Origin of the sequence: Burkholderia reimsis, from assembly GCF_003294055.1 — a bacterium.
In the GTDB taxonomy this organism is placed as follows: domain Bacteria; phylum Pseudomonadota; class Gammaproteobacteria; order Burkholderiales; family Burkholderiaceae; genus Burkholderia; species Burkholderia cepacia.
The window spans coordinates 1-12,607 of record NZ_QMFZ01000025.1; the positions used below are offsets into that span (position 1 = coordinate 1).

The 12,607-nt window shown below is 69.0% G+C and carries 10 protein-coding genes; 3 read left to right on the forward strand and 7 right to left on the reverse strand.

Features of this window, described 5'->3' with window-relative positions; all coding sequences use genetic code 11:
• Nucleotides 1-43 precede the first annotated feature (43 nt).
• Nucleotides 44-964 (reverse strand): bestrophin family protein, encoded by a 921-nt coding sequence (locus DPV79_RS25770; protein WP_059622714.1) that lies wholly within the window; start codon nucleotides 962-964, stop codon nucleotides 44-46.
• A 12-nt stretch (nucleotides 965-976) separates the two neighbouring features.
• Nucleotides 977-3,301, reverse strand: a complete 2,325-nt coding sequence (locus tag DPV79_RS25775) for an FdhF/YdeP family oxidoreductase (RefSeq protein ID WP_113046791.1) — start codon at nucleotides 3,299-3,301, stop codon at nucleotides 977-979.
• 155 nt (nucleotides 3,302-3,456) lie between these two features.
• Between DPV79_RS25775 and DPV79_RS25785 the strand changes: the two genes are divergently transcribed.
• On the forward strand, nucleotides 3,457-4,878 hold the full coding sequence (locus DPV79_RS25785; protein ID WP_113046792.1) for an aminotransferase-like domain-containing protein: 1,422 nt from the start codon (nucleotides 3,457-3,459) through the stop codon (nucleotides 4,876-4,878).
• A gap of 52 nt (nucleotides 4,879-4,930) precedes the next feature.
• Here the strand turns inward: DPV79_RS25785 and DPV79_RS25790 are convergent, their stop codons facing one another.
• On the reverse strand, nucleotides 4,931-6,181 hold the full coding sequence (locus DPV79_RS25790; protein WP_113046793.1) for a mechanosensitive ion channel family protein: 1,251 nt from the start codon (nucleotides 6,179-6,181) through the stop codon (nucleotides 4,931-4,933).
• A gap of 493 nt (nucleotides 6,182-6,674) precedes the next feature.
• Here DPV79_RS25790 and DPV79_RS25795 point away from each other — a divergent pair, with 493 nt between their 5' ends.
• Nucleotides 6,675-8,393 (forward strand): SulP family inorganic anion transporter, encoded by a 1,719-nt coding sequence (locus DPV79_RS25795; RefSeq protein ID WP_113046794.1) that lies wholly within the window; start codon nucleotides 6,675-6,677, stop codon nucleotides 8,391-8,393.
• A gap of 12 nt (nucleotides 8,394-8,405) precedes the next feature.
• Here DPV79_RS25795 and DPV79_RS25800 read toward each other — a convergent pair whose 3' ends face one another.
• Entirely contained in the window at nucleotides 8,406-9,281 is an 876-nt protein-coding gene (locus DPV79_RS25800) for a LysR substrate-binding domain-containing protein (RefSeq protein WP_060341207.1), read from the reverse strand.
• Nucleotides 9,282-9,376: 95 nt separating this feature from the next.
• Between DPV79_RS25800 and DPV79_RS25805 the strand changes: the two genes are divergently transcribed.
• Nucleotides 9,377-9,976, forward strand: coding sequence for a LysE family translocator (locus tag DPV79_RS25805; RefSeq protein WP_113046795.1), 600 nt, complete (start codon nucleotides 9,377-9,379; stop codon nucleotides 9,974-9,976).
• Between the two features lie 37 nt (nucleotides 9,977-10,013).
• On the opposite strand, the gene DPV79_RS25810 is transcribed toward DPV79_RS25805, so the two are convergent.
• From DPV79_RS25810 to DPV79_RS25820, 3 genes are all read right to left on the reverse strand, one after another.
• Nucleotides 10,014-11,468 carry a DHA2 family efflux MFS transporter permease subunit gene (locus DPV79_RS25810; protein ID WP_113046796.1) on the reverse strand — a complete coding sequence of 485 codons (1,455 nt, stop codon included), beginning with the start codon at nucleotides 11,466-11,468 and terminating at the stop codon, nucleotides 10,014-10,016.
• Nucleotides 11,465-12,028 (reverse strand): isochorismatase family protein, encoded by a 564-nt coding sequence (locus tag DPV79_RS25815; protein ID WP_048022483.1) that lies wholly within the window; start codon nucleotides 12,026-12,028, stop codon nucleotides 11,465-11,467. Before DPV79_RS25815 ends, DPV79_RS25810 begins: the two co-directional genes overlap by 4 nt.
• A gap of 68 nt (nucleotides 12,029-12,096) precedes the next feature.
• On the reverse strand, nucleotides 12,097-12,552 hold the full coding sequence (locus DPV79_RS25820; RefSeq protein WP_113046797.1) for a MarR family winged helix-turn-helix transcriptional regulator: 456 nt from the start codon (nucleotides 12,550-12,552) through the stop codon (nucleotides 12,097-12,099).
• Nucleotides 12,553-12,607: the final 55 nt, after the last annotated feature.

Below are 12,607 nucleotides of genomic sequence, written 5' to 3' on the forward strand. Positions count from 1 at the left end.
GGAGGGCGGAGGGCGGAGGGGCGCGCGAGCGGCGGCCCGCGCGTCAACTGAGGCGATAGGCCTTGCCGGGCGTCACTTCCGCCGGTAGCGGCTCGCGGTTCAGTTCGAGCAGCGTGCGCTCGATCGTCCGCGTCATTGCATCGAGCGCGAGATGGTTCGGCCCGTCGCCGAACGGTTCGGCGATCGCATGCGCGATCGCGTCGAGCGCGATCAGCGTATAGGCGACGAACACGGTGACGAACGGCGTTGCCGCGCCGATCGAATCGACGAGGCCGAACGGCAGCAGCACGCAGTACGCATAGATCGTCCGGTGCAGCAGCACGTCGTACGAGAACGGGATCGGCGTCGACGCGATGCGCTCGCAGCCGCTCACCATCGCGACGAGATCGTCGAGGCGTGCGTCGAGCATCCACAGTCGCGTATCGGCGAGATGCCCGGCGTCGGCGCGCGCGGCGAATGCTTCGCGCAGTTCGTGAACGATCGCGACCGGCGCATACCGGGCGGCGGCGATGCGCGTACAGGTGGCGCCGTCGAGCAGCGTGCGCAGGTCGGCCGACGGATCGGTGCCGCGCAGTTGATGCTTCAGCGCATAGACGAACGCGACGACCTTGCGCACGAACGCCTGCCGTGACGCGTCGTCGTCGTCGATCGCGCCGTAGCAGAGCGCCTGCGACACCAGCGTGCGCGTGGCGGTCAGCACGCCGCCCCACAGCTGACGGCCCTCGCGGTAGCGTTCGTAGCTCGCATTGTTGCGAAACCCCGCGAAGATCGCGAGCGTGAGGCCGATCAGCGTGAACGGCGTCGGGTTCAGCGGCACCTTTTCGCCGAGCACGCGGCCGCCGCCCCACACCGCGACGACGCTGATCGCGAGCGTCAGCACGAGTTGCGGCAGGATGGTCGGCAGCACCGACCCGTTCCAGACGAGCAGCATCCGCAGCCAGTGCTCGCGCGGACGAACGATCATCGGCGTGCTCCGTCAGGCGGCGATCGCTGCCGGCGCGGCCGCGCGATGCAGCAGCACGGGTACCGACTTCGACGTCGGCGTGTTGCACACGTCGCCGACGCTGTCGAGCGGCACCAGCGGGTTGGTTTCCGGGTAGTACGCGCCGATGCAGCCGCGCGGGATGTCGTATTCGACGAGCAGGAAACCGTCCGCGCGCCGCTCGATGCCGTCGTGCCACACGGTTTCCATGTCGACCCATTCGCCGGCCTTCAGGCCGAGCATCGCGAGATCGTCGCGGTTGGCGAACACCACGCGGCGCTGGCCGAACACGCCGCGATAACGGTCGTCGAGCCCGTAGACGGTCGTGTTGTACTGGTCGTGCGAGCGCGTCGTCATCAGCGTCATCAGGCGCTCGCCGTGCAGCGCGCGGGCGCGCTGGATCGGCGTGTCGGCGGGCAGCGGGTGCGCGATGAAGTTCGCCTTGCCCGTCGGCGTGAGCCATTCGCGGTCGCGCGACGCGACGCGCAGGTGGAAGCCGCCCGGCCGCGCGATGCGCGTGTTGTAGTCGTAGAAGCCGTCGAGGGTGGCCTCGATCGCGTCGCGAATCTTCGCGTAATCGTCCTTGTAGGCGAGCCAGTCGACCTTGCCGCTGCCGAACAGCGCATGGCCGATGTGTGCGACGATCGCGGGCTCCGACATCAGGTTCGGCGAGGCCGGCTTGTTCATCCCGTACGACACGTGGACCATGCTCATCGAATCCTCGACCGTCACGCCTTGCGCGACGTTGTCCTGCAGGTCGATCTCGGTGCGGCCGAGCGTCGGCAGGATCAGCGCGTCGCGGCCGTGGATCAGGTGGCTGCGGTTCAGCTTCGTCGTGATGTGCACGGAAAGATCGCAGCGGCGCATGCCTTCCCACGTGCGCGGCGTGTCGGGCGTCGCCATCGCGAAGTTGCCGCCGAGGCCGATCAGCACCTTCACGTGGCCTTCGAGCATGCCTTCGATCGTCTCGACGACGTCGTAGCCGTGGTGGCGCGGCGGTTCGAAATCGAACACGTGGCCGAGCCGGTCGAGGAACGCCTGCGACGGCTTTTCCTCGATCCCGACCGTGCGGTTGCCCTGCACGTTCGAGTGGCCGCGCACCGGGCACAGGCCGGCGCCGGGGCGGCCGATGTTGCCGCGCATCAGCATCAGGTTCGTCAGCATCTGCACGGTCGCGACCGAATGCTTGTGCTGCGTGATGCCCATTCCCCACGTCGCGATCACGCGTTCGCTGCGCGCGTAGAGCTGCGCGAGGCTGTCGATCTGTTCGTACGGCACGCCGCTTTCGGCGGTCAGCGCGGACCAGCTTTCGTTGCGAAGATCGTCGGCAAACGCGTCGAAGCCGGCCGTGTGCTCGCCGATGAACGCGGTGTCGAGCACGCGCGGCGCACCGGCGGCGCGCGCGGCGTCGTCGAGTTCGAGCACGCGCTTCGCCATCCCCTTGATCAGCGCGAAGTCACCGCCGATCGTCGGCTGGATGAACGTCGATGCGATCTTCGTGCCCGACATCGTCAGCATCTCGATCGGGCTTTGCGGATCGGCGAAACGTTCGAGGCCGCGCTCCTTCAGCGGGTTGATCGACACGATCGTCGCACCGCGCTTCGCGCATTCGCGCAGCTCGCCCATCATCCGCGGGTGGTTGGTGGCCGGGTTCTGGCCGAAGATCAGCAGCGTGTCGGCGTGCTCGAAATCGTCGAGCGTGACGGTGCCCTTGCCGACGCCGACCGACGGCGGCAGCCCGCGGCTCGTCGCCTCGTGGCACATGTTCGAGCAGTCGGGAAAGTTGTTCGTGCCGTACAGCCGCACGAGCAACTGGTACAGGAACGCCGCTTCGTTGCTCGCGCGCCCGGACGTGTAGAACGCGGCCTGGTTCGGATCGGGCAGCGCGCGCAGGTGGCGCGCGATCAGTTCGAATGCGTCGTCCCACGCGATCGGCACGTAGCGGTCGGTCTGCGCGTCGTACACCATCGGGTCGGTGAGCCGGCCGTGCTGCTCGAGTTCGAAGTCCGTCTGTTCGAGCAGCTCGGTGACCGTGTGCGCGGCGAAGAAATCGGGCGTCACGCGCTTGCTGGTCGCTTCGGCGGCCACGGCCTTCACGCCGTTTTCGCAGAATTCGAACGTCGATGCGTGCTGGCGGTCGGGCCATGCGCAGCCCGGGCAGTCGAAGCCGTCCGGCTGGTTCTGGCGCAGCAGCGTGCGGTAGTTGCCGCCGGCGACCTTTTCCTTGATCAGGTTGATCGTGACGGCCTTCAGCGCCCCCCAGCCGGCGGCCGGGTGAGTGTACGGTTCGATGCGCGCGGTAGCGGATTTCTTTTTCATGATGCAACGGGTGTCGGGGTCGATGGCCGCAGAGTACGCGCGGGCCCCGTCCGGCTGTGTGTACACCTGTTCGCTTCAAAAAAGAGTACAGTTGCGGCCATTCAGGCAGTGCGGATCGCAACTGTGTTGTTGAAGGGAAGTTGAAAGGGAGGCGCGTGAAGCGTTACGAACAACTGGCCGACGATCTCCAGGCGCAGATCGAGCGTGGCGTATACCGGCCCGGCGAGCGGATTCCGTCGGTGCGACAGGCGAGCCGGCAGCAGCAGCTCAGCGTCACGACCGTGCTGCGCGCGTACCTCGTGTTGGAAAGCCGCGGCCTGATCGAGAGCCGGCCGCAATCGGGCTACTTCGTCCGTGCGCGCGCGTCGGCGCCCGCCGAGGCCGAACTGCACATGTCGGCGCCGGCCGCGGAACCGTCGGCCGTGGACGTGAGCCGGCTCGTGCTGTCGACGCTGCGTTCGATCGCGCGCGACGACGCGGTGCCGCTCGGCTCGCCGTATCCCGATGCGTCGCAGTTTCCGGTGCAGCGTCTCGCGCGTTATGCGCAGACGATCGGCCGCCGCCGCACCCGCTGGGGCGTGATCGACGATCTGCCGCCCGGCAACCAGGAGCTGATCCGCCAGATCGCGCGGCGTTACGCGGAGCGCGGGATCGCGGTCGAACCCGGCGAGATCGTGGTGACGATCGGCGCGACGGAAGCGATCAACCTGTGCCTGCAGGCCGTCGCGCGGCCGGGCGACACGATCGCGGTGGAGTCGCCGACGTTCTACGCGATGCTGCACGCGATCGAGCGGATGGGCATGCGTGCGCTGGAAGTCGCGACGCATCCGGGAGACGGCATCGATCTCGACGCGCTCGAACGCATCCTCGAACGCGAGCGCATCGCCGCGTGCATGGTGATGCCGAATTTCCAGAATCCGCTCGGCTTCCAGATGCCCGACGCGCGCAAGCGCGCGCTCGTCGAGCTGCTGGCGAAGCACGACGTGCCGGCGATCGAGAGCGACGTCTATCACGAGCTGCACTTCGGCGACACGACACCGAGCGCACTGAAGTCGTTCGACCGCGACGGGCTCGTGCTGCATTGCGCGTCGTTCACGAAGAGCCTGTCGCCGCGCTACCGGATCGGCTGGGCGATGCCGGGCCGCTACCGCGACCAGGTCGAGAAGCTGAAATTCCTGAACACGCTCGCGACGCCCGCGATCGAGCAGCTCGCGATCGCCGAGTACCTGAAACACGACGGCTACGACTTTCACCTGCGGCGCATGCGCAAGCTGTATGCGCAGCAGGCGAACCTGATGAGCGCGATGGTGCGGCGCTTCTTTCCGGAGGGTACGCGGCTGTCGCAGCCGCAGGGCGGGTATGTGCTGTGGGTCGAGCTGCCGAAGCAGGTCGACGCGATGAAGCTGTATGCGCTGGCCCTCGCGGAGCGGATCACGGTCGGGCCCGGGCACATGTTCTCGGCCGGCACCGATTACCGGCATTTCATCCGGCTCAACTACAGCTATCCGTGGTCGCGGCAGATCGAGGATGCGCTGAAGGTGCTCGGGCGGCTCGCGTCGGAGTGCGCGGCGCGGTGAGCGCCGCCATGCCCGGCGGCAGGCGGCCGATGACCGGCCGCCGTGTCGCGCGTCATCCCGCGTGCGGCGCCTGCAGCCCGGCTTGCCGGGCTTGCACGACGCCGGCCATCTGCCGCATGTCGAAACCCGACGGGTGCTGGTACACGCGCAGCCCGAATTCCGGCAGCACCGCGATCAGGTGATCGAACAGGTCGGACTGGATGGCTTCATAGTCGACCCAGGTCGTCGTGTCGGTGAAGCAGTACAGTTCGAGCGGAATGCCTTCGGCCGTGAGCGGCAGTTGCCGCGCCATGCAGGTCATGTCGCGGCGGATGCGCGGATGGCCCTTCAGGTAGTTCGCGACATACGCGCGAAACGTGCCGAGATTCGTCAGCTGGCGGCGGTTCGCCGGGCAGTCGCCGGCCGCGCCGAGCGTGCCGTTCCATTGCTCGATCGCGTCGACCTTGTCCTCGAGATAGTCCTTCAGCAGCGTCAGGCGTTCGAGCCGTTCGATCTCGTCGTTCGACAGAAAACGCACGCTCGTCGCGTCGACGAACAGCGCGCGCTTGATGCGGCGCCCGCCTGCCTCGGTCATCCCGCGCCAGTTCTGGTAGCTCTCGGTGATCAGTTTCCACGTGGGCACCGTGATGATCGTGTGATCGAAGTTCGCGACCTTGACGGTATTCAGCGTGATGTCGATGACCGTGCCGTCCGCGCCGGCCGACGGCATCGTGATCCAGTCGCCGATCCGCAGCATGTCGTTCGACGACAGCTGCACGCCCGCGACGAGGCCGAGCAGCGTGTCCTTGAAGATCAGCATCAGCACCGCCGACATCGCACCGATGCCGGACAGCAGCAGGCCGATCTGCTTGCCGGTTGCGTCGCCGATCACGACGAGCGCGGCCGTGATGAACATCACGAGCTTGACGAGCTGCATCGCGCCTTTCAGCGACAGGCGCGGCTGGTCGCGCTGGTACGTGCGATGCGTGTGTTCGAGCGCCGAAAGCGTCGCGCTCACGGTCATCGTCACGAGGAACACGATCAGCGCGAACAGCGCCTTGTCGGCGACCTGCGCGGCCGTATCGGGAATGCCGGGCACCGCGCCGAGCCCGAGCTTGATCACGACGAACGGGACGATGCGGTTCAGCCACTTGAATGCGCCGAACTCGAACAGCGCGTCGTCGACGCGCGTGGCGGAAAGCCGCGCGAGCCGCGCGACCACGCGGAACAGCAGGAAATGGACGACGGCGGTGATCGCGCCGGCGGCGGCGAGCAGGATGAGGATGCCGACGAGCGGCTCAAACCAGGATTCGTTCAGGGTCATAGGGGCAAACAGGGGCCTTCTCGTGCGTTGAATCGGCGCCGCGACGCGACGCGCGCCCGGTGAAGGGCACATGAAAGGGACCGTGATTGTGCCATCGGGTTCCAGGCACGTCGCCGTGAATGCGTGGTGAGCGGCTCCCGGATCGGCTCACCATTGCGCAGGTCTCCTCTGCAATCGGGTGACGGCGGATGACGAAAGCGCGTCACCGCAAGCCGGTGCGCGTGCGGGTTGCCGGATGCGCCGACGGTTCGTCCGGAATCGGCGCGACGCCGCCGCGGCGGGCCTGTGCGCTTCAGTGCGCGTGCACGGCGATCCATGCAATCATGCGGGCGTCGCAAGGTTGTCGACGTGCCGTCCGCCTTGGCGCGCGGGCCCTCCGTCGACGGTGAGCGACACGTGCCGTTTTCGCGCACTTGCCATGCGATGCCTGCCGGGGGCACGATGCGCGAACGACTTCGCGAACCACGTCACCCCGTATTCACGCACTTCACGCATGCAAGATTCCAACGAAAGCCGCCCGTCAGGCGTGCGGCTGCTGAAAGGCATCCTCCCGATCCGCCGTGCCGGGGCCATCCGCGACATTCTCGCGGGCATTTCGCTCGCGTCGATGGACATCCCGCAGGTGCTCGGCTACGCGCGCATCGCCGGCATGCCGGCCGTCACGGGCCTCTACACGGTGTTCCTGCCGCTCGTCGCGTTCGCGATCTTCGGCGCGTCGCGGCATCTGGTGGTGGCCGCCGATTCCGCGACCGCGACGATCTTCGCGAGCCGGCTGTCGTCGATGGCGCCGGCCGGCAGCGCCGAATACGTGGCGCTGGCCGGCATGGTCGCGCTGCTGACCGCCGCGATGCTGCTGCTCGCGCGCATCTTCAAGCTCGGTTTTCTCGCCGATTTCCTGTCGCGCACGGTGCTGGTCGGCTTTCTCGCCGGCGTCGGCGTGCAAGTGTCGATCGCGATGCTCGGCGACATGCTCGGGCTGGCCGTACCGTACCCGGCGTCGCGCAGCCTCGCGCAGCTCGACTACGTCGTCACGCATCTCGTCCACACGAACCGGCCGACGTTCGCGCTCGCGGCGCTCGTCGTCGTCGCGATTCTCGCCGGCAAGCGGTTCCTGCCGCGCGTGCCGATGCCGATGATCGCGGTCGCGGGCAGCATCGCGGCGAGCAGCATGTTCGGATTCGCCGCGCACGGCATCGCGGTGCTCGGGCCGGTCGCGGGCGGGCTGCCGCCGTTGCGCTGGCCGTCCGTCACGTGGCAGCAGTTCCTCGATCTCGTGCCGGTCGCCGCGTCGTGTTTCGTGATGATCATTGCGCAGAGCGCGGCCGCCGCGCGCGTGTTCGCGCAGCGGTATCGCGAGGACGTCGATACCAATGCCGACATCCTCGGCCTCGCGGCCGCGAACGCCGCGGCGGCGGTGGGCGGCGCGTTCGTCGTCAACGGCAGCCCGACGCAGACAGCGATGGCCGACGGCGCGGGCGTGCGCAGCCAGATCGGGCATCTCGCGTTTGCTGCGGTCGTCGCCGTCGTGCTGCTGTTCTTCAGCACCTACCTGCAGTATCTGCCGCATGCGGTGCTGGCCGGCATCGTGTTCACGATCGCGCTCGGGTTGATCAACGTGCGCAGCCTCGCCGCGATCCGCAAGGAAAGCCCCGGCGAGTTCACGCTTGCGCTGGTCACGGCCGTGGCCGTCGTGACGGTCGGCGTCGAGCACGGCATCCTGCTGGCCGTCGCGCTGTCGCTGATGCGGCACGTGCGCCACAGCTACCAGCCGCACACGATGGTGCTCGAACCGGTCGAAGGGAACGGAAGATGGCAGCCGGTGCCCACGCGGCGGGGGGCGATGACGGCGCCGGGGCTGATCGTCTACCGGTTCGGCTCCGACCTGTTTTTCGCGAACGATCACCTGTTCGCCGCCGAAGTGACCGAGCTCGTCGATGCGGCGCCGGTGCCGGCGCGCTGGTTCGTCGTCGATGCGGGGGCCGTCACCGACATCGATTATTCGGCCGCACGCACGCTGACCGATCTCGTCAGGATGCTGCACGCGCGCGGGATCGGCGTGCTGTTCGGGCGTGTCAACCGCTACCTGCGCGCGGACATGGATCGCCACCGGATCACGGAGATCGTCGGCGCGTCGTGCATCTTCCCGACGCTGCACCAGGCGCTCGAGGCCGCCGGCACGACGCCGGCGCCGCAGGAGCCGGGCACCGTGTAGCGTCGGCCCGCGCTAGGCGGCCGCGCGCAAGCGCGCGAAGCCGTTGCGCAGGTGGCGTGCGAGTTCCGTCGCGGCCGGCGTGTGCTGGCCGCGCGGCAGATGAAGGTTGATCGCGAAGTTCGGCAGCGCGGGCAGGCCGCTGCCGGCCGGCAGGATGTCGAGGTCGGCCGGCACGGTCGACGCGAGCCACGCGGTCACGGCGAGGTCGGAGCGCACGGTCGCGGTGGTGGCGTCGATGCTGCCGTTCTCGAACACGGTGCGCCACGCGCGATCGCAGCCGCGCAGCGCGTCGAGCACCGTCGGGCGGAACGCGCAGGTCGGCGCGACCATCGATACGGGCAGCGGCGTGTTCCGGTACGCGGTGCCGCCTTTCGCACCGACCCAGACCAGGCGGTCGACGGCGATGCACTCGCCGCGTGACGGCCCGACCGGCGCCTCGATCAGCGCGACGTCGAGTTCGCCCTGCGCGAGCCCCCGGTGCAGCTCCGGCGACGCCTCGCACACGAGCGTGAGCGCGACCTGCGGATGCGCCTGCGCATAACCCTTCAGGATCGGCGCGAGACAGGTGCCGACGAGATCCTGCGGTGCGCCGAGGCGCACGGTGCCGTCGACCGCGCCGGCCGTCATGTCGGCCAGCAGCGCATCGTGCACGGCGAGCAGCCGGCGCGCCTGCCCGAGCAACCGCTCGCCGTCCGCCGTGAGCAGCAGGTTGCGGTGCTCGCGGACGAACAGCGGGCCGGCCAGCGCTTCGAGCCGCGCAACCTGCTGGCTGATCGCGCCTTGCGTCAGGTGCAGCGCGCGGCTGGCCGCCGTCATGCTGCGATGATCGGCGACCGTGACGAAGGCGCGCAGCAGCGCGAGGTCGAGATGACGTGCCATGCGACGCATTATGAGCGCTAATGACAGGCATAAAAAGCTTTCGCTGTCGTAATGGCGGGATCGCGCGTAAAACAGGGCTTCGACGACGCCAACCGGGAGCTGCCGTGCCGTTCCGAGACTACCTGCCGCTGATGCTGTTCGTGACCGTGTCCACCGTGACGCCGGGCGGCGCGACGACGCTCGCCACTGCGTCGGGCGCGCATTTCGGCTACCGGCGTTCGCTGCCGATGATGGCGGGCATCGCGGCCGGCCTGGCGTCGATGGCCGCTGCTGCGGCGGCCGGGCTCGGCGGCGTGCTGCTCGCGCTGCCCGCGTTGCAACTCGTGATGAAGGCGGTCGGTTCGGTGTACCTCGTGTGGCTGGCCGTGCGCATCGGGCGCGGCGGCAAGCCGCGACTCGATGCGGAGGTGCACCGGCCGCAGGGATTCCTCAGCGGCGTCTGGATGCTCTGGCACAACCCGAAAGGCTGGGCGATGACGCTCGGTGCGGCCGCGTCGTTTGCCGCGCTCGCGTCCGGCCCGGCCCGCCTCGGCATATTGCTCGGGCTGGCGTTCGGCGTGGCCGCGATGGCGTCGCTGTCGCTCTGGTGTTTCGCCGGGCTGCTGTTCGCGCGGGTGCTGCGCACGGAGCGGCAGTGGCACTGCCTGAATGCGGCGCTCGGCATGCTGCTCGTGATCTCGATCGTGCCGATGTGGCTGCCGTAGCGGGGCGGCACGAACGTGTCGTGTGGCCGCCCGAAGGTCAGCGCGAACCGGCGCGCGCGGTGCCGGCCGGCTGCCCGCTCGCACCGGCCGACCACAGAGGCAGGCGCAGCGTCGTGACGACGCTTGCCGCGTGCAGCACGCAAAGCAGGCCGAACGCCCACGCATACGCGTTCGCCGGCGTGCCGCCGCCCGCCGCCGATTCGACTTGCAGCCGCCATGCGAGGAACAGCGTGCACACGGTGGTGAACGTCGGGCCGCCGAGACGCTGCACGATATTGAGCGAGGTCGTCGCCATCGGCAGGTTGCGGCGCTCGACCGATGCGTACGCGGCGGCGATCGACGGCGCGCCGATCGCGCTCTGGCCCATGCCGCGCAGGAACAGCGCCGGCACGAGCAGGTAAGGATCGTAGCCGGTCAGCGCGAGGAACACGAACGGCAGCGTCGCGGCGAGTGCGAGCAACGCGCCGGCGGAGGCCAGCCGGCGCACGCCGAACCGGCTCGTCAGCGCGCCCATCGACGGATACGTGACGAGCATGCCGAGGCCCATCGGCGCGAGCAGCCAGCCCATTTCGCCGGGCGTGCGCCCGCACGCCTGGATCAGGAACACCGGAATCAGCATCTGGCCCGCGAACAGCGCGCCGTTCGACAGGAACTGCGTCGACGCGGCCGCGCCGAACACCTTGCCGCGAAACAGCGCAAGGTCGATCAGCGCATCGTCGCCGTTGCGCGTCTCGACCCGCAGAAAGGCGGCGAGCAACAGCGCCGACACGACGATCGCCGCGACGCCGGGCGCTTCGTTGATCCGCTCGATGCCGTACAGGAACAGCACGAGCCCCGGCGACAGCAACGCGAGGCCGACCCAGTCGAGCGTGCGCCGTGGCGCGTCGTTACGGTCGGCGGGCAGGAACCGCGCGGCCAGCGCGAGCGCCAGCACGCCGACGGGCAGGTTCACGAGAAACAGCCAGCGCCACGACGCATGTTGCAGGATCGCGCCGGCCACGACCGGGCCGAGGATCGGCGCGAGCAGCACGGGCACGGCCGCGTAGCCGATCACGCGCGCCATCTGCTGGCCGGCGACACGCGCGATCATCATCTGCGCCATCGGCGCGAGCAGCCCGCCGCTGACCCCTTGCAGCACGCGGAAGGCGATCAGTGACGGCGCGGACCACGCGAGCCCGCACAGGGCCGACGTGAGCGTGAACGCCGAGAAGCACCACAGATACAGCGCCTTCGCGCCGATGCGGTCGACGAGCCAGCCGCTCAGCGGCAACACCAGCGTCAGCGCGAGCAGGTAGCCGCTCGTCACCCACTGGATCGTCGACAGGCTCGCATGCAGGTCGGTCGCGAGGCTCGACAGCGACACGTTGACGATCGTCGCATCGAGCTGAGACAGCAGCGAGCCGAGCGTCGCGACCGTGCTGACTTTCCAGATCGACGGATCGAGCCGGCCGGCCGCGTGGCCCGGCGCCGGCTGGATGCGTGGGTCGCTCACGCGCCGCGCCGGTCGAGCAGCGCGACGATGTCCTGCGTCGTGCCCGTTTCGCCGAGGCGCGGGAACAGCCGCTCGACGCTGTTGACGTGAGCGTCCGCCTTGAGGTCGGTCATCGCGTCGATGGCGAGCGTCACGTTGTAGCCGAGCTCGTGCGCCTGTCGCGCGGTCGATTCGACGCCGATGCTCGTCGCGACGCCCGCCAGCACGATCTGCGTGACGCCGGCTGCCTTCAGGTGCGCGTCGAGACCGGTGCCGGTGAAGGCGCCCCAGGTCCGCTTCGTCACGACGTGGTCGCTCGGCTGGCGGTTCAGTTCGGGCACGAGTTCGGTCCAGTCGGCGGGGAGCTGCGCCACGGGCGGCGATTGCTCGGTGCGGCCCGGTGCGCCGCCCGCGACGTTGACCAGCACGACCGGCAGGCCGCGGCTGCGGAAGGCGTCGAGCAGTTCGCGGGCGTGGGCGATCACCGGCGCGACCGGGTGCGCGGTGGGGAGGGCGACGATGCCTTTCTGCAGGTCGATGACGACGAGTGCCGTGTTCGTGTCGAGACGGGTTGCGCTCATGATGGGGGCTCCGTGGAAGGGACGAGGAAAGCCGTGCGCGCGAATGCCGCGGGGCGCGCGGGCCGGGTTCACTGCTCGCCGATGCGGCGGATCAGCGGGATTGCGGCGGCGAGCGTGTCGATGTCTGCGGGGTCGAGCTGCTCGATCGCGGCACCGAGCCACTTGTGCTTGGCGGCGTTGCGCTTGAGCCGCGCGTCGAGGCCGGCCGCGGTCAGCCGGAACAGGATCTGGCGGCCGTCGGTCGGATGCGGTTCGCGCTCGACGAGACCGTCTTCCTCGAGGCTCGCGAGAATCGCCTTCATCGATTGAGGCTTCATCGCTTCGGCGCGCGCGAGATCGGCGGTCGTCATCGGCCCGTGCCGCTGGAGTCGCGCGAGCGCGCTCGTCTGGGACATGCCGAGCCCGTCGGATTCGATCGCGGAGCGGAGCCGGCGGATCAGCTGGCCGACCGCGAGGGTCAGGTCGGCAGCGACGATATGGGCGGAAACGCCGGATTTGCGTGGAGGGTTCATGCGGCGGATCATAGAACACGACAGTTAAACTTGCAAGTTTAACTGTCGAATTGACCGCCGGGTCGAG